Raw genomic sequence first — 25,168 nt, forward strand, 5'->3', positions numbered from 1 at the left:
CTAGCGGATCTACTTGTCGTCTGCTTCGTTGAGGCGCGCCAAGGCATTTTTCAACGAAGAGACAAGGCTTTCACGCTCTTTACTGCCAATTTCCGACGGCAGTTCGAAGGCAAGATCCTCAAGCTGCTTGGACATGTCCATGAGCTTGTCCGTCGACGGAAAATCTTCCTGCATTTCTTCGCGCAGCACTTCAAAGGTTGTGATCGGATAGGCGATCCCCTTGACGGTGGCATCGCCGGTTTCCCGGCAGACAATGTGATCTTTGACCTGTGAGTAGGTTTCAAAGGAAATCGTGATCGCCCCGGGTGCCGCCAAGCTTTCAAGGCGGGAAGCAATGTTCACACCCCGGCCGATGATCGTGTAGTCGAGACGGTCCCCACTGCCGAAGTTGCCAACGGTGCAGTAGTCCGTATGGATGCCCATCCGGCACTTCAGTGGTTTGGAAATGCCAGCCTTGCGCCAATCCGCCTGCAATTCGCTCATGCGAATTTGCATTTCAATCGCCATCCGTACACAGGCAAGAGCATCTTCGCGCACGCCTTTTGTCTCCGGATCCCCGAAAAAGATCAGGATTGCATCACCGACATACTTGTCGATGGTCGCGCCGTGTTTGAGCGCGATGTTCGACATCTCTGTCAGATAGTGATTGAGGAGAGCTGTCAGTTCTTCAGATTCCAGCCGGTCAGCGGTCTCTGTGAATTCAGCGATATCAGAAAAGAAAACAGTCAGCTTCTTGCGTGTCGAGGCGATTTTGACTTCCTGCCGCCCTTCGAAAATCGACTTGTAGACTTGCGGAGAAAGGTACTTGGACAGCTTCCCGGAGAGCACTTCGAGCTTAGCGGTCTGGCCAGCAAGCTGGTCTTCGATCGCCTCACTGTGCTCAATCGTTGCTTCATAAAGCAGGGTCAGGTCGTCCAACTCTGCCCGAAGGGCAGCATTGTCCTTTCGAAGCTTTTGCAATTCCGAACCGGATTTCGACCGCGTCTGCTTGGGCGCTTTGGCGCGGCCTTCCGATTTGATGCTTTTCGTTTCTTCCATAAACGCTTGATCCACACCGGCGGTTCGCCGCGGTTGAATGGCTGCTGGCGCCAATGGCCTTGCCTGCAAGCAATCTAAAACGCTGCAGATCAATTTGCACGAGTTTCTAAGGGGAAAGCGTTACGCCAGCTCTGAAAAACCATCTGTGAACAGGTTTGAATAAGAATGGCCTGATAGATTCTTACGAATGGCAGGGCGAATGACAACATGAATGATGCGGGCGGCGATCTGCGGTAGCATTTGGATAGAAGGACCGAATCAATCCCATGAAGGAAGTCGAGCTCAGACTTGCGCTTGTTTTATATGGCGGGGTGTCCCTTGCCATCTACATGCATGGGGTGAGCCGTGAAATCCTGAATTTGGTGCGGGCGTCTTCTCATCGTGCAGACCGAAAATCCAACAAGGGTGACAAGCCGGAATACACCGAGGATATGGCGCCGTCCCAGGCTGCCTATGAAGATCTTCTCAATCTCTTGTCGCCCAAGGCGGATATTCGCGTTGTTGTCGACGCTATTGCCGGGGCCTCTGCAGGTGGTGTCAATGGCATTATGCTCGGGCGCGCAATTGCCCATGACCTGCCGCTCGACAGTCACAGTGAGATGTGGCTGAAAAATGCGGATGTGACCCGACTTGCCCGGCCACAGAATGGCCTGTCCCGATACTTCAAGATGTCGGTGTCACCGATGCTGGACAGGTTGGTCTCTACGCGGCTTTCCCGGCGGGTTGAAGATCCTGAAACGCGCGACAAGCTGCGCCAGTTCATGCAGTCACGATGGTTTTCACCGCCGTTTTCTGGGGAACGGTTCATCGGATGGATGCTCGATGCGAGCCAGAAGATGGCAATCAAGAGGTCGGCGGAGCGCACTTTGATCCCGAGGGGCCAAACCCTCGATCTCTTTGTGACGATCACCGATTACAACGGTATCAAACGGCGCATTTTGCTGGATGACCCGGACTATGTGGAGGAGTGGGATCACCGGCGCATTCTGAGTTTCCATGCCTCGCACCGGTCGAACCATTTCATTGACAGCCAGTTCGATGAAAAAAGCATCCCGGAGTTGGTATTTGCAGCCCGTGCGACGTCGTCATTTCCCGGGGCCTTTCCGCCAGCGACGATTGCGGAGATGGATCGGGTTCTCGCCCGCCGTAAGGAACAATGGGCCAATCGTAACCGGTTCTTGTCCCGGGCACTTCATCTCGATGATGACACGGCCTCACGTCACTGTTTTGTCGATGGCAGCGTGGTGATGAACAAACCTTTCGCCCCCGTGATCGATGTCATCAAGGATCGCCCGGCAGCAAGAGAGGTGTCACGGCGGCTCTTGTATGTCGATCCAACCCCGCTTGAATACGCGGCAGAGGAGAAAGGCGTCACCGAACTGCCTGGCTTTTTCCGGGTTATTCTCGCTTCCTTGGCCCATATTCCCCGCAATGAGCCAATCGGAGATGATCTCAAGGAACTGGAGCAAAACAACCGCCGCAGCCGTTGGTTGGCGAAATTGATCGACACAGCCAACCCGATCGTGGAGAAGGCCGTGTCCGGGATCTTGCCGAGCTGGCGGGCTATCACGCCCGATGTCGTGTCGCGGTGCCGGAAACAGGCGACGGTCAAGGCTTTTGAACAGGCTGGATTTGCTTTTCTGAACTATCAGTCCTTGAAACTACATGCACTGGCAGAACGGCTTGCCAAACTGGTCACAGCCTTCGGCGCAAGCCAGAACAGAACCCGCCAGGAAGAGCAGCTTCTCAACCAATTCTACAATCACTTCCTGAGCTTGACGTCTGAAAGTCAAGATGAGCTTGGTAGAAACGATCCGGGGGTGGTTGCACTTTTGAGAGGGCTGGACGTCGACTACCGGATCCGCCGCCTGCGGTTTGTCATTCGCAAGCTGAACGAATTTTACAGCTACGATCGCTCTTCCAAATTGCCGCCGCCAGATACCGCTGCCCTGGATCGGCTGAAGGGCCTTCTTTACGAGCAGGTTGATCATTTGTCGTGGCGCTGGCAGGAACGATTCTACGGAGGACAATTTGTGCAATCGGCCCACGAGCTCTGTGCACGGGATCCCGCCTCCGCGTCTTGTGCTCAGTCGCTAGAACACATGATAGACCAGCTGAGCGGTATGATGGGGCTGGCTGATCTGGATCGGTTGCAGGACGAGCTCTTTGCCGAGGCGGCAGGAGGAGCACTGGACAAGGACCAGCATCGCGCACTTCTGCAGGCCTATATCGGCTTCGGCTTTTATGACCTGATCACATTCCCGGTCCTGCAGCGGAATGACTTTTCGGAAGTCACGGAGATCCTCGTCGACCGCATTAGTCCGAAGGACGCCGAAAGCCTCTACACCGACGGGTTTGAGCTCAAGGGAAAACAGCTCAACATGTTTGGAGCGTTCTTTAACAGGTCCTGGCGCGAGCATGATTATCTATGGGGCCGGCTCAACGCTGCCGACCGGCTGGTCAGCGTCATTCTCTCGGCTGTCGGCGAAACCACTTTGCCTCAGCATCAGGTAAACCAGGCGCGTGCACGGGTTTTTCTGGCCATTCTTGACGAGGAGCGGGAAAAACTGGCGAACATTCCCGAAGAACTCGACCGAGTGGATGCATTGGTCCGATCGATCTACCCCGACTTTGCCCATGTCGCGGAGAATGTGTGACCCCACTCCAACCGCCTGAGCACTGCAATGGCCTTTTGGTGTGCAAGAAACCAGACGTCATGGTTGATTTAAGGGTCCGGTCCGGCAAAGACTGAAAGCAGATAACGGAATAGGGCGGATTGGTTTGTATCATCTCCTACTGGTAATGATCGGTGGCGGTATTGGCGCTGGCGGAAGGCACCTGGTGTCGATGGCAACCCTCCGGTTGTTTGGCCCTGGATTTCCGGTCGGCACCTTGGCGGTGAATGTGATTGGGTCGCTGGCCATGGGGCTTTTTATTGGCTGGTTGGTCAAGCATGAGGCCGCGCACCTGCAGCCTCTCAGGTATTTCCTTGCAACAGGCCTTCTCGGCGGCTTTACGACCTTTTCCGCTTTTTCCCTTGATACGTCGGTCTTGTGGGAGCGGGGCGATACAATGCTGGCCTTGATCTATGTGGCTGGCTCGGTCGTGCTCTCCATTCTGGCGGTCTTCGCCGGTCTTGCGGTCATGCGCATTGGTGGATCTTGAGGCCATAGGGTTGCCTGCCTGCACGTTTTCCTTTCCTTTCGGCCCAAATCCGCCTATACGCGGCGGAATGTTTATTTTGCCTTTGCAGCGCCGCGAAGGCCCAGATCTAGCGCAGCACATTCAAGCTGCAGCTGAACGAGTCCAAAAATGTCCGCGATTGAACAGAAAAAAGTGACCGCTGATGAGGCGGGCATGCGCCTCGACCGTTGGTTCAAGGCCCATTATCCAGGACTGGGTTTTGGCCGCTTGCAAAAACTGCTGCGGACCGGACAGGTGCGGGTGGATGGCAAACGCGCGGAAAGCAACACGCGGATCGCCAAAGGGCAGATCATCCGCATTCCACCGCTCGGTGTTGAACTGCCGGCGGACGACAAGAAAAACGCCCGGCCGAAATCGACCAAGCTGATTGCCGACGATAAAAAGGCAATCGAGGACATGCTGCTCTATGAGGACAACCAGGTCATGGTCCTGAACAAGCCGGCTGGTCTTGCTGTTCAGGGCGGTTCAGGCTTGAAGCGCCACCTGGATGGCATGCTGGATGCCTTTACCGATCAAAAGGGCAACAAGCCGCGCTTGGTCCACCGGCTTGACCGGGAAACCTCAGGGATCATTCTCGTTGCGCGGACCCGTCAGGCGGCTCAGGAACTGACCAAGGCGTTCCGGCATCGCAATACGCGCAAGGTGTATTGGACAATTCTGGCTGGTGTTCCGAAACCTCACCAGGGACGGATTTCAACCTTCCTCGCCCGCGATGAGGAAGAAGAGCGTATGCAGGTTGTCCGCCAAGGCGGCGCGGATGATGCACAACACGCTGTCTCGCTCTACTCCGTGTTCGAAAAGTCCGGCCAGAAGCTCTCATGGGTCACGATGAAGCCGGTTACGGGCCGGACACACCAGTTGCGCGCTCATGCAGCTCATATCGGACACCCGATCATCGGGGATGACAAATACTTCAACATTGAGAACTGGGAATTGCCGGGCGGTATCCAGAACCGTTTGCATCTCTTGGCACGGCGAATCGTCATTCCGCATCCGTCTGGTCACGGTAAGATCGATGTGTCTGCACCATTGCCGCCGCACATGCAGCAGACCTGGAACCTTCTGGGGTTTGATGCGACGGACTATGATCCGGAAACAGACGATCCGGATGAGAACTTCATCAAGCGCTAGCGAAGTTTCTTTCATGCCAGAATTTGGACATGGTTGATCACCTGACGGAGTTTGCCCGGACCGCGAATGACCTTGCTGACGCCGCAGGCGACATCCTGCGGACAGCCTGGTTCAGTGAGGGCGCCGTCTCGTACAAGGCCGACCGTTCTGCCTTGACCGAAGCGGACACAGACGTTGAAAACCGTCTTCGTAATTTGATCGCACTCCGTCATCCGGACCACGGCATTCTCGGCGAAGAGTTTGGTGCAGAAGACCTCGACAAGGAGTTTGTCTGGGTGCTGGACCCGATTGACGGGACACGGCAATTCGGTGCCCGGCTCCTCAATTTCGGTGTCCTGATTGCGCTCTGCCACCACGGGAAACCTGTCATAGGCGTCATCGATCAGCCGATTGGGCATATCCGGTATTGTGGGATCAAGGGAGGTGGGGCGACCTTGAATGGCCGGTGCATCACCAGCCGCAAAGATGCGGATTTGGATCACGCTGTTTTGTCGCTGGCCAATCCGAATTCGTTTTGTGGTGAGAGCCGGCGAGGCTTTGATGCTTTGAACAGCACAGGCGCCATGACGGGCTTTGATGGCGGATGCCTCGCCTACGGTGCCTTGGCGCGCGGGATGGTGGACGTGTGCCTGAACGGTCCGGATCTTGATCCGTTCGATATTTGTGCTCTGGTTCCAATCGTCGAGGAAGCAGGGGGATGCATCACGGACTGGAGTGGCGCTCCCTTATCGCTGTCATCACGAGGCGCAATTGTTGCGTCGGGCTCGATACAGCTTCATGAAACGGTTTTAGATCTTTTGACAGGGCAGACTTAAAGTCCCTGAAACAGTGCGGTCAAAATAACGGATCCGATGGTGACGGCAACCACGCCGGCTGCCAGTTTCCAGGCATCAGACCGCTTCTTGAGGCCAGGCCAGCCGAGCGGCTTGATTACCTGGATTGCAGCCACCAGGATCAAGAATAGCGCGATTATTTTGGTCAAGGATGGCTCCGGACAGGCTTCGTTTGGAGATGCCTAAAACCCATACCCAATCATCTGACAGACCACAAGCGCGCTATCTGGATGCGTATTTCCGTTCGTTGTAAAGCGCTATGTATTTCGGCAGTTTGCTCATGTCCGGCACGACGATCATTGTTTTGACCTTGCCCTGTTTGAAGGCTCTCAGGAACTTGTCGTAGTGGGTGAACGCAACACAGCCATGTGAGCCCTTGCTGCGCCGAAGAAGCGGAGAGTGCGCCAGCATGCCGTCGCGGCCGCGCATGGCAGCAACATCGTAGGGCAGCATCCGAATTGCCTCGACCCCGTGGAAACGGCGCTCGCGCATCCGCAGCTTGTAAACGTTTGGCGGCGTGGGACCGAGGTTTTTCACATAGGCGTATTTGGGTTTGTTCATCCGGTGTCCGATGCCGGAATTCGCCTTGAGTTTGCTGCCATCTGGCATGTGAACGACAGCTGCGCTGATGTCATACACTGCGACTTTGCTGCTGCGGCCCGGCAAGCCACCGCCTTTACCGTTGAAAAGTTTTCCGAGGCCGCTGAACGGTGAATCATCTTTGCCCGGTTCCTGCGGCTTGGCGTAGGCCATTATAGGCGGCTGTGTGGTCTGGCGTGTGTTTGGTGTAGAGGAGGGCTTTGCAATTGCGCCGGGTTTGATTCGAACCAAGGGTTTCGGACGCATGGCAGGCACGGGCAGCACATTTGAGGGCGACAGGCTTGCCACTTGCACAGAAGCCGTTTCTGCGTCGATCATCGGCAGGGTATCGACTGTTGACGGATCTGCCGTGTCATGGGCCGGTTCTACCAGGCCCGCGACGACCGTTTCGGGTTCAGCTGTGTCAGCAGCTTGTCCTGCCGGCGCGGTTGCTTCAGCCGTCCGAGTATTGATGCCAGCTGGAGCCGACGGACCATAAACGTCATCGTTTTTGGCAGGCCTGCTCGCCAAAAGCGCATAGCGGAGGTTTAGGGACGCCAAGCGTTGTGCGAGGGCCACCTTTGCTACGGCCTTTTGGTTCTGTGTTGGCAGAAGCTGTGCCGTAGCCGGGACAATATTTGCCTTGTGGTTGGCGTCCAAAGACGCGCGTTCATTCTCAGGGAAGTCCGGCATCAGGATCGACGTTGCGATACGAACCGCGTGGTTCGCATCTTCGGCCTTGGCAACCTGTACTGTAGCCTTGATCGGTGTGAGTGCGGCCGCTTCATTCTCAGCTGTGCCTTGCAAGGCAGGCAATGCCGCCTTGATGGCGAGAGCACCGGCGAGGATTGTGACCGAACCGATTGTCAATAGATGGCCGCCGAAGCTGTTTCGCTTGGATACCGGAGTGTGCGCCTTTGGCGTGGACTGGTGTGTCTTTGGCATAAAGCACGTGTTTCCCTGAGACCGCGGACCGAATCACGCGGCAATGTTTACTGATACTCGCCCGTCAAGCTTGCCTGAGGCGTTTATATAAACTTTTAACCATACGGCGATTTTTTGCCGTTTCGGCCGGGGCGCGGCGCACTCGAAACTCAGATCACCTTGACTGAGGTGCCCGCGAAGTGCCCGTTTGTTTTCCGCGATATCCAAAATTGCTCGCCCGGGAGGGGCGGTTCTGTGGAGGAAACCGGCAACTTCTGCAGGGGCGGGAAAAAATGCTCTATCCGGCAGCGCGCCGTTTGACTGCAAATGCGGGCCAAAATATGTCCCTGACCGCTTGACCCTGGCCGGAAAACCCGGCACATGCGGCCAATTGGTGGGCCCAACGGACACGGATCCTGATGTACCTGATCATATTTGACGTCGATGGCACGCTTCTCGACAGCCAGAACACCATCGTGCATGGCTTCGAAACGGCGTTTTCCGCTGTCGGGCTTCCGGCACCGGATCGAAAGACCATCCTGTCGATCGTTGGGCGGTCGCTGGAAGAGGCGTTTCAGGATCTTGTCGGTCCTGAGCACACGCATCTGGTCGCGCAAATGGCGGACGCTTACCGCACGGAAAAAATCGCTCGGCGGACGTCCGGACTGGACCTTGATCCGTTGTATCCGGGCGCCTGCGAAGCGATCGACCGCCTTCATGCACGGCCCGATGTTTTGCTAGGCATCGCAACGGGCAAGGCAATGCGCGGAGTTCGGTACATGCTGGATGTCCACGATCTGCATGGCCGTTTCATCACCATTCAGACCGCGGACACGTCTCCTTCAAAGCCGCATCCGGACATGATCGTACGGGCTTTGCGGGAAACCGGTGCAGAAGCAATAAAGACGGTCATGATCGGCGATACCGGATTTGACATGTCCATGGCGCGGTCTGCCGGGGTCCATGCAATCGGTGTGACCTGGGGCTACCATGATCACAGCCAGTTGGTCACCGAGGGCGCAGAGCGGATCGTGCATACTTTCGATGAGCTCGTGCTGGCGATCAATGAAGTTTTGGAAATTACAGAGGAAGCAGTGTGATGCGTGACTATCTTGAAGCATTGCATGAAGATGCGGCAAAGGATCCGGAGCAACGGGCCCGGGAACTGTCCCGCCGCGAGCTGCCAAAGAGATTCTATAAGAGCGCCGAACACATTGAAACAGAAGATGGTTTTGCCATTCATCTAGATGGGCGTCCGGTCAAGACACCGGCCAAGTCGACATTGCTGCTGCCGACTGAGGTGCTCGGCGCGGCCGTTGCCGCGGAGTGGGACGCTCAGGAAAAGGAAATCAATCCGGCCCGAATGCCTCTGACGCGGATTGCCAATTCCGCTCAGGACGCAGTCGCCAATCGGTTTGGCGAAGTCGCGGATGACATCACCGGGTTTGCCGCAAATGACGCGCTTTGCTATCGGGCCGACGACCCGGAGAGCCTCTGCGACACGCAGCGCCGTGTGTGGGACCCGGTGGTTGAGTGGGCAGGAGACCAGCTCAGCGGGCGCTTTGTGCTCATCGAAGGCATCATGCATACCCCCCAGGACCAGGCGCTGCTCACCGCGTTCCGCACTAGGATCGGCGAAGACAGCCCGCTGCGGCTTGCCGGGCTGCATACCGTCACCACGTTGACTGGGTCGGCGCTCCTTGCGCTGGCCCTGCGCGACGGGTTCCTCGATGCGGACAGTGTCTGGACCGCAGCCCATGTTGAAGAGGACTTCAACATTGAGCGTTGGGGCGAGGACGCGGAAGCCAAACAGATCCGCGCATACAAGCGCTCCGAGTTCGATGCTGCCGCTCTTGTTCTGGCAAACGCGTAAGGCTGGAAAAGCTGCAATGTCTCGAGCTTTGGTGGCTACAGGGCCCCTGCCTTCGCAGGGGCGGCCAATGGTTTGGGAGTGCTGAAATCAGAAAAATCAGCCCAGATAGAATGTCGTTGCCATCAGGAAGAAGATCAGGACGCCCAAGACGTCATTGGACGAGGTGATGAAGACACCGATGGCCATTGCCGGGTCGATGCCGATCTTGTCGAGAATAATTGGAATGGTGGCGCCGACCATGGCAGCAATTGTGGTGACGCACAACAAAGAGAGTGACGTCGCCAAAGCCAGATCTAGCGGCGCTTCTAGCGGCACGACGAAAGAGGCAAGCATGACCAGCGTCCCAAGGATAATGCCGGCCACAGTGCCATTCAAAAGGGCTGCCAGGAATTCCTTGAGCAGCCGGAACACAATATCACCGGACCAAAGGGCGCCAGTAGCGATCCCCTGAACGGCAACCGCGGACGCTTGAAGCCCGGCATTGCCCGCCATCGACATGGTCACTGGGATGAAAGCTGCCAGGATTGCCGCTTCTGCCAGCTGGTCTTCGTAGGACCCGACAACAGTTGCCGCAACACTTGCACCAAGCAGTCCTGCGAGCAGCCAGGGCAGGCGGCCGCGGACGATCCGGAAAACCGTATCGTCGGGACGGGATTCGGCAGACACGCCGCTCATCAAGAGCATGTCTTCATTGGCTTCGTCGGACGCGATGCGGGTCAGCTGCTTTGGTGTGATCCGTCCCACCAAATGACCATCCGCACCGACCACGGGAACGGTTCGCATGTCCCGTTTTCGGGCGAGGCGCAGAACCTCTTCCTGGTCCATGTCCGCGGACACTGAAATGACATCGCGGTTCATGATGCTGGACAACGGCGCGTCTGCAGGGGCCAACAGGAGTTTGCCGACTTCGACCGTCCCTGTAAGCCTGCCGTCAGTATCGGTAACATAAACGGTGAAAACCTTGCGGATCCGGTCGGCTTCCGCGCGCATTTGTTCGACGGCTTCTCCGGCGGTGCAGGCCTCTGGCAGCGCCACAAACTTCCGGGCCATAACACGCCCGGCCGTGTCATCGGCATAAGAGGCACGCGTCGCGATATCTTCCACATCGGGCAGGCGTGCGATCAGCTCATCGGCGGCATCTTCGGGAAACTCGTTGAGGATCTCGATTGCGTCTTCCGGGTCGAGCCCGGCCAGGATGTCCCGGAACTGATCGAGGGTGGACTCCTCCATCAAAATGGACCGGAATTCCGGACTGAGCTCCGCAACAACCTTGATCGACGGATTGGCCGGGAGCCATTTGAACAGCTTGCGGGCGTGCTTTAGGCGTAGCCGTGTCAGCATCTGCATGACATCGGTCGGATCCCAAAGCTTTAATAGGTCAAGGAGATCCTGCCGGTTGCCAGCCTTGATCATATCCCGCACGGATGCGAGTGCTGCGTCGTTCCCTTCAAGGTGTTCCTGGGCAGGTTCGCGGGTCCAGACAATTTCTGGAAGTGCGGATGCCATGGTTTCGGCTTTGCTCATTCAGGCAGGACTCCGGTTGTCTCCGCACGCTTTTAAAAGCTCAATGTGACGGAACCCTAACAAAGGCGGGCGGTGCCGGAAATCGGTTAGACGTCGAACTCTTCGAGATCGGCAAAACCTTCGCGTAGTTTCTCTGACCAACCGTGGGAGAGCTTTTGGAAATACGGGTTGTCCTGCTGGATGCGAATCTGCCGGTCGGTGTTGAAGCTGTCTGTGTTGTAGAGCAGCATGTCGATCGGCATGCCGACGGAGAGGTTGGAGCGCAAAGTGGAATCAAAGGACAGAAGGATCATCTTGGCAGCTTCGCCAAGACGCATGTTCTTTCTTGTGACACGATCGAGGATCGGTTTGCCGTATTTGTGTTCCCCGATTTGCAGGAAAGGCGTGTCATCTGCGACTTCGATGAAATTGCCCGCCGCATAGACCTGGAACAGGCGCGGTTCTTCGCCCTTGATTTGGCCACCGAGAATGAAGCTGACATAGAAGTTGTCGGCATTTGCGGCCAAGGCTTCGCCGTCGATTGCCTTGACTTCGCGAATGGCGCTGCCGACCAGACGCGCGACCTGAAACATGGTCTTTGCGGTCATGACGGTGGTGCGTTCATCGCTTGAGTTGTCGGCGTGCTCGCTTAACAGGGAAACGACAGCCTGCGTTACGGCTAAGTTGCCGGACGACAGCAAGGTGATGACCCGCTCGCCGGTCTTTTCCCAGACATGCAGCTTTTTGAAAGACGCAATGTTGTCGATGCCGGCGTTGGTGCGCGTATCGGCAGCCAACACAAGGCCACGGTCCAGTTTAATTCCAACGCAATAGGTCATACGGCTCTTCCCGATCCCGCGAATTTTGGCCGACGCCGTTTAGTCCCAGTTCCCGGCGTTGGCAAGCGGATTCAAAAAAGACCCGATTATTGTTGCTGCTGAAGCGCAGCTTGCGCCACATCCACCTCGACATGCAGGTTTTCTTCCTGCCCGCCAAAACGGATCCCCCGGATAGGAGCAGCGGAACGCGAGTCGAGCCCTGTGGTCAAGCGGATATAGCGCTCGGTTGGGCAAATAGTGTTGGATACATCGAAACCGACCCATCCGAGTCCCTCGATCCGGACTTCCGCCCACGCATGGTGCGCTTCTGAGGCCTGTTCGTCTTCAAGCAGCAAATACCCGGACACATAGCGTGCCGGTGTCCCGATTGAGCGGGCTGCAGCGATGAAAATATGGGCATGGTCCTGGCAAACACCTTCACCGGCCGCAAGTGCAGTCGTCGCACTGGCGTGGGTCTCTGTCACGCCTACCTTGTAGTCGACCTTGTCGCGGATGGCGTGCATGAGCTCGTGAAACCCGCCGATCGGATCCGGGACTTCTGCAAGGGTTGCCAGTTTCCGGATCGCTTGGTTCGAGTGGGTGAGGGGTGTGACGCGGGTGTAGATCCTCGCCGGCGCGCTGGCACCCTTCTCTTTGCCGATCACGCCGTTGGTTTCCGTCGTTTCCACGGTGCCGGTGGCAGTGATTTCGACGTCTTCTACAGGCCCCGCGCGCGAGACCATATGCACGATGTTGTCAAACGCATCGGAATAGGTTGTTGCACGTTCAATGCCTGGCGCTTCGATACTCCAGTCAATGATCCGTTGCGCAGGATTGTCGACCGGCGTGAGCCGAAGCTGCTGCATGGCGTTGGCGAGCGGCTGATCGTATTTGTAGCGAGTTGTATGTCGGACGAATAATCGCATCTCGGTTCCGAAATTGTTCGGTTAACAGGTCAGGCGAAGTTGTAATCTTCACAAAGTTGGTGGGCGAACTGGTTGTTCTTGCCGATAAAGTCGATCAGGAAGTCATGCAGGCCTTCCTGGTAGATGTCCCGCATCTGCTTCTCCTTCAGATCCTTGAAGACATCAGCCGCCAAATCCAGGCTTGGTTCCCGCGACCCATAGAAATGTCCTAGGTCTTCGGCCGTGTCGGCAAGCCAGTCATAACAATAGGCGAGCGACCGGGGCATTTCGCGCCGCAGGATCAGAAATTCGGCAATGTTGAAAGCTTTCAACTGTGCGTTTGGATAGGCAAACCGGTAGCTCCGGCGGCCGGACAAGGCCCGCAGGATTGCAGACCACTGATACCGTTCAGAACTGCCGTCTTCGATGATTTCGTTGTCTGGCAAGAGCACCCAGTATTGGTTGTCGAGGATCCGTGCGGTATTATCGGCCCGTTCGACAAAAGTCCCCATCTGGCTGAAGTAGTAGCCGTCATCCCGCAACACGGTATTCAGAAGGGCCCCCCGGAAAAGATGTGACCGCTGAGCAAGCCAAGCCAGAAAGTCGGGCAATTTTTCCTGGGTGACTGATTGCGGGCTGGTGTCGCAAAACTCAATCCAGGTCGTATTGATCGCCTCCCAGAGTTCTGCAGTTATGCCAGTCCGCACTGCACGGGCATTGTTGCGTGTCAGCTCAAGGCAGTTGCGGATGCTGATCGGGTTGTCCTTTGAAAACACCATGTAGTTGGTAACGTGCCGCGAGTGCAGCTCGTCATGTTTTTCATGGTAGCCAGTCTCAGCACCTGAACAGGCAAGAGCGAATTGCCAATGGTGGCCTTCGGCTTGCCCATCGTAAGCCATGATAGCCCCGCGATAAGCAACTTCCATCAGCCGGGTGATGTTTTGGGCGCGCTCCTGATAGCGCGACATCCAGAACAAGGAGGCGGCGGTTCTTCCTAGCATGTCGTCTCAGTCCTCCAGTACCCAGGTGTCTTTTGTGCCGCCGCCCTGGCTGGAATTGACCACCAGGGAGCCTTTTTTCAGCGCAACGCGGGTCAAACCGCCAGGTGTGATGCGCACCTGATCGCCGATGAGGACGAAGGGGCGCAAATCCACGTGGCGGGGCGCGATGCCGGAGGCAACATGGGTTGGACAAGCCGACAAGGCGAGCGTCGGCTGAGCAATGTAGTTGGAGGGGTTGTTCTCAAGGATTTTCCGGAACTCGGCGATTTCCCGTTTGGAGGCTGTTGGGCCGATCAACATGCCGTAGCCACCGGATCCGTGAACTTCCTTGACGACGATTTCGGCGAGATTGTCGAGCACATACGCAAGATCATCTTCGCGCGAACAGTTCCAGGTTGGCACATTGTTCAAGATCGGTTTTTGACCGGTGTAAAACTCAATAATGTCAGGCACGTAGGCGTAGATTGCCTTGTCATCGGCAATTCCTGTTCCCGGTGCATTACAGATCGTCACATTGCCTGCCCGATAGGCATCAAACAGTCCGGGCACGCCGAGCATACTGTCTGGATTGAAGGTGAGGGGGTCGAGGAACGCATCGTCGATCCGGCGGTAAATAACGTCGACCTGCTTTGGGGCCCGGGTTGTGCGCATGAAGACCTTGCCGGCATCGACAAACAGATCGCGGCCTTCAACCAGCTCCACGCCCATGCTGTCGGCCAGGAACGCATGCTCAAAATAAGCGGAGTTATAGATACCAGGTGTCAGGACGACGATGGTCTGTTCTGATTTCGCCGGATCCGGGGCAACGCTTTCGAGCGTCTGGCGCAAATTTTCCGGATAACGTTCGACGGGGGCCACATTGTGGGTTTGGAACAATTCCGGGAAGAGACGCATCATCGTTTCCCGGTTCTCCATCATGTAGGAGACGCCAGATGGGGTTCGCGTGTTGTCTTCCAACACGTAAAACTCGTTCTCAGAAACCCGGACAAGATCTGTTCCGATGATGTGGGAATAGACCTTGCGTGCCGGCGTAAACCCGGCCATTTCGGGCAAGAATGCCTCGTTTTGCAGGATCAGGTCTGCCGGAATGCGTCCGGCACGGATAATTTCCTGGCGGTGATAAATGTCGTGCAGGAATGCGTTGAGGGCGCGGACACGCTGGTCGATACCGGCCGACAAGCGGCGCCACTCTGAAGCTGAGATGATCCTGGGTATAGGATCAAAGGGAATAAGCCGTTCAGTGGCTGCTTCTGCTCCATAGACCGCAAAGGTAATTCCGAGGCGGCGGAAGATGGTTTCCGCATCACGGCTCTTCTTGGATAAAAAACTGTTTGGCTTGTCTTTAAGCCAATTGGCGATTCTTGAATATGGGGCCCGTGGACTGCCGTCCTGTTCGAGCATCTCATTGAAAAACCCAGAGCTGTCTGACATTGCCTCCCCGCTTGCTTTGTCAATTAAGACTAGGATGGCAGGCCGGATCTGACAACCCAAGGTCAATTTAGCGGCGTTTTCCGCCTAATTTTTAGGCAAAAGGCAATGCGTGTCGCGGGTGGAAAAAGCCGGTCCGTCCAGGTATCGAGCCGAAAACAGGTTGGGGTATCACTCCGGCCATTCTCCCTTGTGCTGACTTTGCCGGGTCCTGAGGGCATGCTAGGACCAGACAAGATAGAGACATTGGGAGACCCAGATGAGAGACGTTCTCGTGGAGTTGGAGCAGCGGCGGGAAACGGCCAAGATGGGCGGTGGCCAGCGGCGCATCGATTCCCAGCACTCTAAAGGCAAGCTGACCGCTCGGGAGCGGATCGAAATCCTTTTGGACGAAGGCTCGTTTGAAGAGTTCGACATGTTCAAGCAGCACCGCTGCACTGATTTCGGCATGGACGAGCAGCACATACCTGGAGACGGTGTTGTCACCGGCTGGGGCACGGTCAACGGCCGCACTATCTACGTCTTCTCCAAGGACTTTACTGTTTTCGGTGGGTCCTTGTCCGAGGCGCACGCTGAAAAGATTGTCAAGCTGCAGGACATGGCTCTGCAGAACCGGGCACCGATCATTGGCCTTTTCGATGCGGGCGGCGCGCGGATCCAGGAAGGTGTTGCGGCGCTGGGTGGTTACGGCGAGGTTTTCACCCGCAACGTTCAGGCCTCTGGCGTCATTCCGCAGATTTCCCTGATCATGGGCCCATGTGCAGGCGGTGACGTGTATTCGCCGGCAATGACTGACTTCATTTTCATGGTCCGGGATACGTCCTACATGTTCGTCACGGGACCGGATGTCGTGAAAACCGTGACGAATGAAACGGTCACTGCAGAAGAACTCGGCGGTGCGTCTGTTCACACAACCAAGTCGTCAATCGCAGACGGTGCATTCGACAATGACGTTGAGGCGCTTTTGGAAATGCGGCGTCTCATCGACTTCCTGCCGATGAACAACCAGGCAGAGCTGCCCGAGGTTACCAACTACGAGGATCCGGACCGGATCGACATGAGCCTGGATTCCTTCATCCCGGACAATCCCAACAAGCCTTACGATATGAAAGAGCTTGTGTTGAAGACCCTCGATGAGGGGGACTTTTATGAGATTCAGGAGAGTTTTGCGGGCAACATCATCACCGGTTTCGGCCGCATGGAAGGACGTACGGTTGGTGTCATTGCGAACCAGCCTATGGTTCTGGCCGGTGTTCTGGACTCTGATGCCAGCCGGAAAGCAGCCCGCTTCGTACGGTTTTGTGATTGCTTCAATATTCCGATTGTTACCTTCGTCGATGTGCCGGGCTTCCTTCCGGGTACCTCTCAGGAATATGGGGGTCTGATCAAGCACGGCGCGAAACTTCTGTTTGCCTACACAGAGGCGACGGTTCCAAAGGTCACAGTCATTACCCGCAAGGCGTATGGCGGAGCGTATGACGTCATGAGTTCCAAGCACATTCGTGGGGATATCAATTATGCCTGGCCGACGGCGGAAATCGCCGTGATGGGCGCAAAAGGTGCTGTTGAGATTCTTTATCGCTCTGAACTTGGGGATCCGGAAAAGATCCAAAAGCGCACGCAAGACTATGAGAACCGGTTTGCAAACCCGTTCGTCGCAGCCGAGCGCGGATACATCGATGATGTGATCCGTCCCCATTCGACCCGCCGCCGTGTTTCGAAAGCCTTGGCTTTGTTGCGCGCTAAAAAGGTCGAGACGCCGTGGAAAAAACACGACAACATTCCGCTCTGATTGCGAAAGATGTTTAGCGTCAAAACCCGCCGAGAAAAAAACTTGGCGGGTTTTTCTTTTTTAGGCTGACTTTATTGCCGTCGTCTCTTCGAGAGTTGGCCGTGGCCGCGGTGTCTCAATCGATGAACAGCAAATCCGGGTCTTTACATTCATAAGCAACGTAGCACTGCGGATTATCGCGTGTGGCGCTATACTGCGGTGCCAGAACCTTTTCACGATCACAGTACCTCAGGTTCGCGACGAACCTGGAATAAGTGTACTGGCCCGTCGTAAAAACCACCGCGCCGGTTTTTTGAACCATATTTTGTGCCTGGGCACAGGTCATTTGGCGCAAATCTGGCCGAGCCTCGGCAACGTTCGCGGCTGTTAGAAGCGAAAGAACAGCGGCGGGGATTAGTAAGACACTAAGCTTCATGCGAACCTCCAGCGTGTTTCAGACACTACGTTTTTGCAGGTCTGATAAGCTTGAGTATAGCGCGGGATCAGTGGCCGGAAATGTGACCGGCAGCACTGATTGTCTCGACTCGCTAGTTCGTGATCTATTGGTGGTTGGCTTGGAGACCCGGGTCCGATTCACAGACGGTCGGTGGAATAACCTCGCCCACGCCGCGGGTTGAAAAACCGGCATAACGCCGATCTTCGTCGAACAGGACTGCAAAGCGTGCTGAGTTGCGAAGAAGTTGCCAGAAGTAACGCATGTTGTCGGCGCAAGCGGGGCAGTCCGGGCGAATATACCCGTCCCTGTCGGCTGTAAATTTGATCAAGCGGTGATCGAGCTCGACCCGGATCAAGGTTTTGGGAACTGGAAGACGACCCTTAATATCAATGCTGATCAGCGGAAGCACGGCCTTCTTGCTAGCAGGGCACCAAATTGAAAACCGGGATCCAAGTTTGTTTTTGGTCCAGTAATGCTGATAGCCATTCACCTTTTCACTGTGCCAGCTGCCCACGGTTTCCGAAACGCCCGGCGTGATGGAAAGACCGATAAACATTGCAATTAGAAACAGGCGAGTGAACATCTGGAGCCCCAATGTATGCACTGCTGAAAATACCGAGGGTTGTCTTAAATTTTAGCTAATTCAGCTGAGTAGAAACGCTTTGAAATGACACTTACCGCTCTTGTCTTAGATGTTGCTCATGACGCTTGCTTTTTTTGCCAGTCAGTCGGGCAGACATTTGCCGGTAAAATTTCTTTCGCACCTTTGAGCGAAAAACCCGCGTAGCTGTCGTCCTTGAACTTCACCGCAATGGCCGTTGCGGCGCGGAGCCGGTGCCAGACATATTCGAACGTGTCAGCGCAGGTTGCGCATCCTGTATCGATATATCCCTGTTCGTTGACCGGAATTTCCATGATCTCGTTATCGATGATCAGCTTCATGCGTGTGTTTGGAGTGGGTGTTTTGCCGTCAATGACGACATGCAATAAAGTTCCGTTGACTGGACGCTGCGGATGGCACCAAACGACGAAACTCGCGCCGATGTTGTTTGTAGTCCAATAGCGGGTGAAGCCGTCGACTTCTCCGGCATGCCACTTTTCGATCGTTTTCGCCTGAACAGAACTCGTCAGGGCAAAGCCGATGATCAGTGATGTTATTAGTTTTTTCACCACGTCGTCTTCCTCCAAATACATGGTAGAATTTGCAATATATTTGTTAAGAAAAAGGAAAATCAGTGCCTTGCCGCAATAGAGCGTGATCCAAACCTATCGATTGTTTTACCTGAATCGGGTTTGAAAGATGGTTCTCACATCGTCTGACCACCCTTTGGATAAGTTGCACTGGAGGGGAGGACCGGCCTACAACTCAGAAAACAGGTCCAGCTGGGTGGAATTGCATGTTCTCGAAAATACTGATCGCCAACCGGGGTGAGATTGCGTGCCGTGTTATCAAGACGGCACAGAAGATGGGAATCAAAACCGTTGCGGTCTATTCAGATGCCGATCGGAATGCACTGCACGTGGAGATGGCCGATGAGGCCGTTCACATCGGTCCTGCAGCGGCGGCTGAATCCTACCTGATTGCCGACAAGATCATCGCGGCTTGTAAGGAGACTGGTGCTGAAGCTGTGCATCCCGGCTATGGCTTCCTGTCTGAGCGGGCAAGCTTTCCGGAGGCCCTTGCAAAGGAAGGTATCGTTTGGATCGGTCCGAACCCGCGCGCCATTGAAGCGATGGGCGACAAGATCGAATCCAAGAAATTTGCCAACGCGGCGAACGTCAGCACGGTTCCAGGATATCTCGGTGTCATTGAATCACCCGATCAAGCCGTCGAGATCGCAGCGGACATTGGCTATCCGGTGATGATCAAGGCTTCGGCCGGCGGTGGCGGTAAGGGCATGCGGATCGCCTGGAATGCTGATGAAGTGCGTGACGGTTACACCCGCTCCAAGTCTGAGGCCGCGTCGTCCTTTGGCGATGACCGCGTCTTCATTGAAAAGTTCATCCAGAACCCGCGCCACATTGAAATCCAGGTTCTGGGCGACAAACACGGCAACGCGATTTATCTAGGCGAGCGTGAGTGTTCGATCCAGCGCCGGAACCAGAAGGTAATCGAAGAAGCGCCGTCGCCGCTGCTGGATGAAGACACCCGCCGGCTGATGGGCGAGCAAGCGGTCGCGCTGGCGAAAGCCGTTGACTATGACAGTGCGGGCACAGTCGAGTTTGTAGCGGGCCAGGACAAGAGCTTCTTTTTCCTGGAAATGAACACCCGTCTTCAGGTGGAACACCCGGTCACAGAGTTGATCACCGGTGTCGACCTGGTCGAGCAGATGATCCGGGTCGCTTATGGCGAGAAGCTTGAAATCGCGCAACACGACGTGAAGCTGAACGGCTGGTCGGTGGAAAGCCGGATCTATGCTGAGGACCCCTACCGGAATTTCCTGCCGTCCATTGGCCGGCTTGTCCGTTACGTGCCGCCGGAAGAACTGGAAAGCGATGGGCTGATCATCCGGAATGACACCGGTGTGGTCGAGGGTTCGGAAATCTCCATGTTCTACGACCCGATGATTTCCAAGCTGATCACCCATGCCCCGACGCGCGAAGAAGCGATCGACGCCATGAGCAAGGCGCTGGACGGGTATTATGTCGACGGCATTCAGCACAACGTGCCATTCCTGACAGCGTTGATGAACCATCCGCGTTGGCGGTCCGGTGAACTGTCGACCAGTTTCATTGCCGATGAATACCCGGACGGCTTTTTCCCGGCTGAACCGGATGACGAAGCGCGGGGCGTTTTGGCGGCCGTGTCGCTGTCCATGGCGGCGATTGAACGCGAACGTCTTGACCATCTTCCCGGTCGTTTGCGGCCGCACTCCGGCGCCATCCGCGAGGACTGGGTGGTCAAGCTGGATAAGACCTATGTCCCGATCCGTCTTGCCGCGGGCTATCCGGGAACACCGATAGAGCTTGATGTCGCGATCGGTGACGGGCCTGTCGTCAATGTGGAGTCAGATTGGGCGCCGGGCGCTGCGCTTTGGAGCGGCCGCGTCGGAGACAAGGACATCACAGTCCAGGTCCGTCCGGTTCGTGGAGGCTACCGCCTCGATTGGCAGGGCTATTCCGTGACAGCAAAGATCATGACGCCGCGCGTTGCCGAACTCGATGAGTTGATGCCGGAAAAACTTCCGCCGGACACATCGAAAATGCTGCTTTGTCCGATGCCAGGTCTGGTCGTATCCATCGCCGTCAGCGAAGGTCAGGAAGTCAAAGCGGGCGAACAGCTGGCCATCGTTGAAGCCATGAAGATGGAGAACGTCCTGCGTGCGGAGCGGGACTGTGTCGTGACCGCCATCAAGGCAGAGCCGGGCGACAGCCTCGCGGTTGACGCCGTGATCATGGAGTTCTCCTGATCATCTTCTGTTTCGTTCTGAATTGACTGGCTGCCGGTTATCCGGCGGCTTTTCAGTCATACTGAATTTTTCAGTCGTTAGCCATTGCGCCTAAAGTTTGAACCCCGTAAACACTGGTTTCAGGAACAGTTCTCGGGGCGGGGTGAAAGTCCCCACCGGCGGTATCAGGGAAACCTGGAGCCCGCGAGCGCCTTGGTAAGTCGTGTTTGCCGAGGGTCAGCAGATCCGGTGAGAAGCCGGAGCCGACGGTTATAGTCCGGATGATAGAGAGCTTGGCTGGACCGCTTGTCTCAAGCGGTGCAGCATATTGGTCTTTTTGAGACTGTTCTGGATGAAAACTGGAACGGACTTAAAGACGATGGACACCAGACTCTCCTCACTTCAGGCGCAGCCTTTTCTGGCAGCGCTTGCCATGGTCGGCGCAGGGGCCTCATTTGCCCTTGTAAATGGGGCCCTGCAGGCATCGACGATGCGGCTCGGCGTGCCCTCAACTTCGGCAGCTTTCTGGCAATATGCGCTTGGTCTCGGCTTTGCGCTTCCCTGGGTGTTGCGGCGCGGGCGAACCGCCTTGAAAACACAGCAGCTCGGGTTGCACCTCCTGCGGGCTTTCCTGGCTGTCATAGGCATTCAGCTTTGGGTTGCCGGTCTGGCGCGTGTGGAGATCTGGCAGGCGATTGCCCTTGTGATGACGTCGCCGTTCTTCGTTATTCTTGGAGCCCGGATCTTTCTTGGGGAACAGGTTGGCTGGGTGCGATGGTTTGCGACCATTGCCGGTTTTTCAGGTGGGATGGTGATCCTCGAGCCCTGGTCGCAAGCGTTCAACTGGAGCGCTTTGCTCCCTGTCGCAGCCGCTGCGTTTTGGGCCGGAACGTCGCTTGTGACAAAAAAGCTGACACAGCGCGAGGCCGCGGATTCCATCACGCTTTATCTGCTGCTCCTTTTGACGCCCGTAAATGCGGCGCTGGCCTTTGCCGATGGAGGCCTTGTCGTCAGTGGTCCGGCGCTTTTCCTGCTCGTTGGGGCCGGCCTATTGACCGTTCTTGCGAACTATCTTTTGACGTTGGCCTATCAAAAGGCAGACGCGGCTTTTGTTCAGCCGTTCGACCATCTGAAGCTGCCGCTCAACATTGCCGTTGGCTTCATTGCCTTCGGTTTTGCGCCAACGGGTGCGTTTTGGCCGGGTGCTCTGGTGATTGTCGGGGCATCGCTCCTGGTGATGCTCGATGAGCAGAGGCGGGGAAATGCCGCCGCAAAGACAGCATGAGCCTTTCAGAAACAGTCTATATCAGTCGATCGGCTTGAAGATCGTATCGATGGCTTCGAACATGATGTTGTAGTTCCTGATCTCGTTGTCCGAGAAATCATTGTGTGGAACTGCCTTCTTGGCTTCGCTGATGAGGTCGGTTTTGATTTGATCAAGATCCAGTCCGATGGCTTCTGCATGCGTGCTGAGTTCGACATGCAGTCTCTTTGCAATGCCCGCATAAGCAACAATGGCCGTGATCGCTTCTGAAGGATCTTTGGGCACGCGGATGTTGAGTGTTTTCTTTGTGGTCACGCCGATGAGATCCTCTTTCAATAAATGCGGGCTCGGCTGGATGTAGGTCATTTATCGTCGTGCACAAAGGCGGACGAATAGGCTGGCGCAAGATATTATCCTCATACCGCAAGGTTTTACTGCATAAAGCCCCATTGCAGGTTTGAAACGATCCGCAATACTCTAAGTTCAAAGCCAAGGTAACGCTTTTTGAATAAGGGAGTGCCGATGACCCAGGATCCTTTGACCGTCCATCTCCTTATCGAGGGCAGGGTGCAAGGTGTCGGATACCGGGCCTGGTGCGCCGAGGAGGCCGTGGCTCGAGACCTGTCCGGCTGGGCGCGGAACCTCAAGACCGGCGCCGTTGAGGCCGTTATATCCGGTCCATCAGATACGGTGGTCGATATGATGGACGCGCTTTGGCACGGTCCTGCGCTTGCACGGGTCACGTCTGTATCCGATCTTGAGCCGGTTGAGCCTGCTACCGGACGTTTCACAGTGCGTGAAACGTTTTAGCATGTGGAAGAAGCGTCCGATCCCTTCTCATATGTATCAATTTGAAAATATCACATTGAACTGTCATTGAAATATCGCAATCATCTGATCTCACATATGAAACAATCATGACGGTGGAACAGGTCCGCCAGAACGAATGCGGGAGTGATCAGGTGAAGATTGCAATTCTTGGTGGTGATGGTTTTGTTGGCTGGCCGACGTCCCTGCATTTGTCCGACAAGGGCCACGAAGTCCACATCATCGACAACCTGAGCCGCCGCTGGATCGATGCCGAACTCGGCGTGCAATCACTGACACCGATGGATTCCATTCAGGAGCGCACCCGGATCTGGAAACAGGAAACCGGCAACACGATCCGGTTCCATCTGATCGACATTGCCGAGAACTACGAGGTCTTCAAGGCGTGGCTCGCCGAAGAGCGCCCGGATGCGATCATCCATTTCGCCGAACAGCGCGCCGCGCCCTATTCGATGAAATCGGACCAGCACAAGAACTATACCGTCACCAACAACGTCAATGCGACGCACCACTTGCTCAATGCCATGGTGGAGCTCGATCTGGACGCTCATCTCATCCACCTCGGCACCATGGGTGTTTACGGCTATTCCAACGTTGGTGCGGCGATCCCGGAAGGGTACTTGAGCGTCGACGTCGAAACACTCTCCGGCGCGACCGCCTCTCAAGAGATTCTTTACCCGGCCAATCCCGGCTCGATCTATCACATGACCAAGTGTCTCGATCAGCTCCTCTTTCAGTTCTACGCCAAGAATGATGGCTTGCGGATCACGGACCTGCATCAGGGCATTGTCTGGGGAACGCATACCGAGCAGACGCTCAAACACAAGCAGCTGATCAACCGGTTCGACTATGACGGCGACTATGGCACCGTGCTCAACCGCTTCCTGATCCAGGCAGCGATCGACTATCCGCTAACGGTCCATGGAACAGGTGGCCAGACCCGGGCCTTCATTCATATTCAGGATTCGGTCCGCTGCATCGAGCTCGCCCTGGACAACCCGCCGGAGCGCGGCGACCGGGTGATGGTGTTCAACCAGATGACGGAAACCCACCGCGTGCGCGATCTGGCCGAGCTCATTTCCAAGCTGACCGGCGCAAAAATCGCCTATCTGCCGAACCCGCGCAAGGAAGCGCCGGAAAACGATCTGGTGGTCAAAAACGAACAATTCCTGGAGCTTGGCCTCAATCCGATCAAGCTTGAAGACGGCTTGCTGAGCGAAGTCGTGGATGTAGCGAAGGCCTACGCCTACCGGATTGACCGCAGCCGGGTTCCGGCCGTTTCTGCCTGGACGAAGGAGATTGCCGCCGACATCGAACGCGATCCGGAGCACCCGCGTTTGAAATCTGTTTCTTGAAGTCCCAATGGCAAGCGATCATCCGGTCTTTGAGACAGCGGCCACCAGTCCACATGCCTATGTGACGCTGGTGACCAACGCCGATTATGTGCTCGGTGCAACTGCGCTCCTGCGCTCCTTGCGTCTCAGCGGAACGCAAGCGGATCTCGTGGTGCTCTATACGCCGGGTGTCGATCCTGGCGATCTGGAAGCGCTCCGCGAGTTCTCGCCGCGTCTCGGCCAGTGTGATCGTCTGCCAACGTCCAATGCGTTCAACGAACGGCATGAGCGGGGACGGCTGCACAAGGCGGCGCCGTTCACAAAGGGCGGCAAGCCGGTTTTTCATACCCCGCTCGACAACTTCGTGAAGCTGCGTCTCTGGCAGCTCGAGGAATATGAGAGCATGGTCTTCATTGATGCTGATGCACTCGTTCTGAAGAACTGTGACAAGCTGTTTGCGTATCCGGAGTTTTGTGCGGCCCCGAATGTCTACGAGGCGCTGGGCGACTTTCACCGGATGAACAGCGGCGTCTTTACCGCCCGTCCCAATGCGGACACCTATGTGGATATGGTCAAGAAGCTGGATGCCCCGGAGGCGTTCTGGCGGCGGACCGATCAGACCTTTCTGGAAAGCTATTTTCCTGACTGGCATGGCCTGCCGGTTTTCTACAACATGCTGCAATATGTCTGGTTCAATCTGCCGGACCTCTGGGATTGGAACCAGATCCACATTCTGCACTATCAGTATGAAAAGCCGTGGCAAACGGGCCATGCGCGGTCAGATCTCTTGCGCCCCTTGATTGATCTGTGGCAGGCCTTTCATGATGGACGGAATGTTGGCGGCATGCTTGCCAGCCTGCCGTGGCCACCTGCACAGAAATAGAAAAG

Annotated in this window: 23 protein-coding genes, 1 pseudogene and 1 riboswitch; of the genes and pseudogenes, 12 read left to right on the forward strand and 12 right to left on the reverse strand. The window is 56.0% G+C overall.

What is annotated here, in order from left to right; genetic code table 11:
- Nucleotides 1-9 precede the first annotated feature (9 nt).
- A pseudogene (locus SADFL11_RS02600) lies at nt 10-864 on the reverse strand (adenylate/guanylate cyclase domain-containing protein); the annotation flags it as partial.
- A gap of 440 nt (nt 865-1,304) precedes the next feature.
- Here SADFL11_RS02600 and SADFL11_RS02605 point away from each other — a divergent pair.
- The 4 genes from SADFL11_RS02605 (at nt 1,305) to SADFL11_RS02620 (ending at nt 6,188) form a co-directional block, all read left to right on the forward strand.
- Nucleotides 1,305-3,695 carry a patatin-like protein gene (locus tag SADFL11_RS02605; protein ID WP_008189206.1) on the forward strand — a complete coding sequence of 797 codons (2,391 nt, stop codon included), beginning with the start codon at nt 1,305-1,307 and terminating at the stop codon, nt 3,693-3,695.
- Nucleotides 3,696-3,819: 124 nt separating this feature from the next.
- A complete protein-coding gene (gene crcB / locus SADFL11_RS02610) occupies nt 3,820-4,203 on the forward strand; it encodes a fluoride efflux transporter CrcB (protein WP_040450741.1) in 384 nt (127 codons plus the stop codon).
- 147 nt (nt 4,204-4,350) lie between these two features.
- Entirely contained in the window at nt 4,351-5,373 is a 1,023-nt protein-coding gene (locus SADFL11_RS02615) for an RluA family pseudouridine synthase (protein ID WP_008189687.1), read from the forward strand.
- 29 nt (nt 5,374-5,402) lie between these two features.
- Nucleotides 5,403-6,188: an inositol monophosphatase family protein gene (locus SADFL11_RS02620; RefSeq protein WP_040450740.1), complete on the forward strand. Its 786-nt coding sequence runs from the start codon at nt 5,403-5,405 to the stop codon at nt 6,186-6,188.
- On the opposite strand, the gene SADFL11_RS25175 is transcribed toward SADFL11_RS02620, so the two are convergent.
- On the reverse strand, nt 6,185-6,355 hold the full coding sequence (locus SADFL11_RS25175; protein WP_008192193.1) for a hypothetical protein: 171 nt from the start codon (nt 6,353-6,355) through the stop codon (nt 6,185-6,187). The two genes, SADFL11_RS02620 and SADFL11_RS25175, sit on opposite strands and share 4 nt — an antisense overlap.
- Nucleotides 6,356-6,428: 73 nt before the next feature.
- On the reverse strand, nt 6,429-7,730 hold the full coding sequence (locus tag SADFL11_RS02625; protein ID WP_008191934.1) for a DUF2778 domain-containing protein: 1,302 nt from the start codon (nt 7,728-7,730) through the stop codon (nt 6,429-6,431).
- 398 nt (nt 7,731-8,128) lie between these two features.
- On the opposite strand from SADFL11_RS02625, the gene SADFL11_RS02630 reads away from it, so the two are divergent.
- Together SADFL11_RS02630 and SADFL11_RS02635 are read left to right on the forward strand one after the other, a co-directional pair.
- Nucleotides 8,129-8,809, forward strand: a complete 681-nt coding sequence (locus tag SADFL11_RS02630; protein WP_008195931.1) for an HAD-IA family hydrolase — start codon at nt 8,129-8,131, stop codon at nt 8,807-8,809.
- Nucleotides 8,809-9,582 (forward strand): ATP12 family chaperone protein, encoded by a 774-nt coding sequence (locus tag SADFL11_RS02635; RefSeq protein ID WP_008189783.1) that lies wholly within the window; start codon nt 8,809-8,811, stop codon nt 9,580-9,582. Before SADFL11_RS02630 ends, SADFL11_RS02635 begins: the two co-directional genes overlap by 1 nt.
- Before the next feature lie 96 nt (nt 9,583-9,678).
- Here SADFL11_RS02635 and mgtE read toward each other — a convergent pair whose 3' ends face one another.
- The 5 genes from mgtE to SADFL11_RS02660 form a co-directional block, all read right to left on the reverse strand.
- Entirely contained in the window at nt 9,679-11,106 is a 1,428-nt protein-coding gene (gene mgtE / locus SADFL11_RS02640; RefSeq protein ID WP_008195320.1) for a magnesium transporter, read from the reverse strand.
- Between the two features lie 86 nt (nt 11,107-11,192).
- Nucleotides 11,193-11,924, reverse strand: a complete 732-nt coding sequence (locus SADFL11_RS02645) for a proteasome-type protease (RefSeq protein ID WP_008196975.1) — start codon at nt 11,922-11,924, stop codon at nt 11,193-11,195.
- 86 nt (nt 11,925-12,010) lie between these two features.
- Entirely contained in the window at nt 12,011-12,829 is an 819-nt protein-coding gene (locus tag SADFL11_RS02650) for a transglutaminase family protein (protein WP_008194910.1), read from the reverse strand.
- A 29-nt stretch (nt 12,830-12,858) separates the two neighbouring features.
- Nucleotides 12,859-13,809: an alpha-E domain-containing protein gene (locus tag SADFL11_RS02655; protein ID WP_040450739.1), complete on the reverse strand. Its 951-nt coding sequence runs from the start codon at nt 13,807-13,809 to the stop codon at nt 12,859-12,861.
- Nucleotides 13,810-13,815: 6 nt separating this feature from the next.
- On the reverse strand, nt 13,816-15,240 hold the full coding sequence (locus SADFL11_RS02660) for a circularly permuted type 2 ATP-grasp protein (protein WP_040450738.1): 1,425 nt from the start codon (nt 15,238-15,240) through the stop codon (nt 13,816-13,818).
- A 256-nt stretch (nt 15,241-15,496) separates the two neighbouring features.
- Here SADFL11_RS02660 and SADFL11_RS02665 point away from each other — a divergent pair, with 256 nt between their 5' ends.
- Nucleotides 15,497-17,029: an acyl-CoA carboxylase subunit beta gene (locus tag SADFL11_RS02665; protein WP_040450737.1), complete on the forward strand. Its 1,533-nt coding sequence runs from the start codon at nt 15,497-15,499 to the stop codon at nt 17,027-17,029.
- Between the two features lie 115 nt (nt 17,030-17,144).
- Here SADFL11_RS02665 and SADFL11_RS02670 read toward each other — a convergent pair whose 3' ends face one another.
- The 3 genes from SADFL11_RS02670 to SADFL11_RS02680 form a co-directional block, all read right to left on the reverse strand.
- Nucleotides 17,145-17,444 (reverse strand): hypothetical protein, encoded by a 300-nt coding sequence (locus SADFL11_RS02670; RefSeq protein WP_040450736.1) that lies wholly within the window; start codon nt 17,442-17,444, stop codon nt 17,145-17,147.
- A 124-nt stretch (nt 17,445-17,568) separates the two neighbouring features.
- Nucleotides 17,569-18,048: a hypothetical protein gene (locus tag SADFL11_RS02675; protein WP_134852876.1), complete on the reverse strand. Its 480-nt coding sequence runs from the start codon at nt 18,046-18,048 to the stop codon at nt 17,569-17,571.
- Nucleotides 18,049-18,164: 116 nt separating this feature from the next.
- A complete protein-coding gene (locus SADFL11_RS02680) occupies nt 18,165-18,635 on the reverse strand; it encodes a hypothetical protein (RefSeq protein ID WP_134852877.1) in 471 nt (156 codons plus the stop codon).
- Between the two features lie 227 nt (nt 18,636-18,862).
- On the opposite strand from SADFL11_RS02680, the gene SADFL11_RS02685 reads away from it, so the two are divergent.
- Together SADFL11_RS02685 and SADFL11_RS02690 are read left to right on the forward strand one after the other, a co-directional pair.
- Entirely contained in the window at nt 18,863-20,875 is a 2,013-nt protein-coding gene (locus SADFL11_RS02685; protein ID WP_008196959.1) for an acetyl-CoA carboxylase biotin carboxylase subunit, read from the forward strand.
- Between the two features lie 124 nt (nt 20,876-20,999).
- Nucleotides 21,000-21,151, forward strand: a riboswitch (FMN riboswitch).
- A gap of 82 nt (nt 21,152-21,233) precedes the next feature.
- On the forward strand, nt 21,234-22,139 hold the full coding sequence (locus SADFL11_RS02690) for a DMT family transporter (protein ID WP_040452230.1): 906 nt from the start codon (nt 21,234-21,236) through the stop codon (nt 22,137-22,139).
- 21 nt (nt 22,140-22,160) lie between these two features.
- Here SADFL11_RS02690 and SADFL11_RS02695 read toward each other — a convergent pair whose 3' ends face one another.
- Nucleotides 22,161-22,484 carry a hypothetical protein gene (locus tag SADFL11_RS02695; protein WP_008194270.1) on the reverse strand — a complete coding sequence of 108 codons (324 nt, stop codon included), beginning with the start codon at nt 22,482-22,484 and terminating at the stop codon, nt 22,161-22,163.
- A gap of 156 nt (nt 22,485-22,640) precedes the next feature.
- Here SADFL11_RS02695 and SADFL11_RS02700 point away from each other — a divergent pair, with 156 nt between their 5' ends.
- The 3 genes from SADFL11_RS02700 (at nt 22,641) to SADFL11_RS02710 (ending at nt 25,163) form a co-directional block, all read left to right on the forward strand.
- Nucleotides 22,641-22,928, forward strand: coding sequence for an acylphosphatase (locus SADFL11_RS02700; RefSeq protein WP_040450735.1), 288 nt, complete (start codon nt 22,641-22,643; stop codon nt 22,926-22,928).
- A 152-nt stretch (nt 22,929-23,080) separates the two neighbouring features.
- Nucleotides 23,081-24,301: an NAD-dependent epimerase/dehydratase family protein gene (locus SADFL11_RS02705; protein ID WP_040452228.1), complete on the forward strand. Its 1,221-nt coding sequence runs from the start codon at nt 23,081-23,083 to the stop codon at nt 24,299-24,301.
- A gap of 7 nt (nt 24,302-24,308) precedes the next feature.
- Nucleotides 24,309-25,163, forward strand: coding sequence for a glycosyltransferase (locus SADFL11_RS02710; RefSeq protein WP_008190509.1), 855 nt, complete (start codon nt 24,309-24,311; stop codon nt 25,161-25,163).
- The last annotated feature ends 5 nt before the right edge of the window (nt 25,164-25,168 follow it).

This window comes from Roseibium alexandrii DFL-11, from assembly GCF_000158095.2.
GTDB lineage: Bacteria > Pseudomonadota > Alphaproteobacteria > Rhizobiales > Stappiaceae > Roseibium > Roseibium alexandrii.

Excerpts from the sequence above, each read along its gene's own strand:
- SADFL11_RS02650 (WP_008194910.1), bottom strand. The coding sequence starts at position 12,829 with ATGCGATTATTCGTCCGACATACAACTCGCTACAAATACGATCAGCCG.
- SADFL11_RS02620 (WP_040450740.1), top strand. The coding sequence starts at position 5,403 with ATGGTTGATCACCTGACGGAGTTTGCCCGGACCGCGAATGACCTTGCT.
- SADFL11_RS02625 (WP_008191934.1), bottom strand. The coding sequence starts at position 7,730 with ATGCCAAAGACACACCAGTCCACGCCAAAGGCGCACACTCCGGTATCC.
- SADFL11_RS02700 (WP_040450735.1), top strand. The coding sequence starts at position 22,641 with ATGACCCAGGATCCTTTGACCGTCCATCTCCTTATCGAGGGCAGGGTG.
- SADFL11_RS02605 (WP_008189206.1), top strand. The coding sequence starts at position 1,305 with ATGAAGGAAGTCGAGCTCAGACTTGCGCTTGTTTTATATGGCGGGGTG.
- SADFL11_RS02710 (WP_008190509.1), top strand. The coding sequence starts at position 24,309 with ATGGCAAGCGATCATCCGGTCTTTGAGACAGCGGCCACCAGTCCACAT.
- SADFL11_RS02695 (WP_008194270.1), bottom strand. The coding sequence starts at position 22,484 with ATGACCTACATCCAGCCGAGCCCGCATTTATTGAAAGAGGATCTCATC.
- SADFL11_RS02660 (WP_040450738.1), bottom strand. The coding sequence starts at position 15,240 with ATGTCAGACAGCTCTGGGTTTTTCAATGAGATGCTCGAACAGGACGGC.
- SADFL11_RS02685 (WP_008196959.1), top strand. The coding sequence starts at position 18,863 with ATGTTCTCGAAAATACTGATCGCCAACCGGGGTGAGATTGCGTGCCGT.
- SADFL11_RS02670 (WP_040450736.1), bottom strand. The coding sequence starts at position 17,444 with ATGAAGCTTAGTGTCTTACTAATCCCCGCCGCTGTTCTTTCGCTTCTA.
- SADFL11_RS02630 (WP_008195931.1), top strand. The coding sequence starts at position 8,129 with ATGTACCTGATCATATTTGACGTCGATGGCACGCTTCTCGACAGCCAG.
- SADFL11_RS02645 (WP_008196975.1), bottom strand. The coding sequence starts at position 11,924 with ATGACCTATTGCGTTGGAATTAAACTGGACCGTGGCCTTGTGTTGGCT.
- SADFL11_RS02635 (WP_008189783.1), top strand. The coding sequence starts at position 8,809 with ATGCGTGACTATCTTGAAGCATTGCATGAAGATGCGGCAAAGGATCCG.
- SADFL11_RS02615 (WP_008189687.1), top strand. The coding sequence starts at position 4,351 with ATGTCCGCGATTGAACAGAAAAAAGTGACCGCTGATGAGGCGGGCATG.
- mgtE (WP_008195320.1), bottom strand. The coding sequence starts at position 11,106 with ATGAGCAAAGCCGAAACCATGGCATCCGCACTTCCAGAAATTGTCTGG.
- SADFL11_RS02675 (WP_134852876.1), bottom strand. The coding sequence starts at position 18,048 with ATGTTCACTCGCCTGTTTCTAATTGCAATGTTTATCGGTCTTTCCATC.
- SADFL11_RS02665 (WP_040450737.1), top strand. The coding sequence starts at position 15,497 with ATGAGAGACGTTCTCGTGGAGTTGGAGCAGCGGCGGGAAACGGCCAAG.
- SADFL11_RS02655 (WP_040450739.1), bottom strand. The coding sequence starts at position 13,809 with ATGCTAGGAAGAACCGCCGCCTCCTTGTTCTGGATGTCGCGCTATCAG.
- SADFL11_RS02690 (WP_040452230.1), top strand. The coding sequence starts at position 21,234 with ATGGACACCAGACTCTCCTCACTTCAGGCGCAGCCTTTTCTGGCAGCG.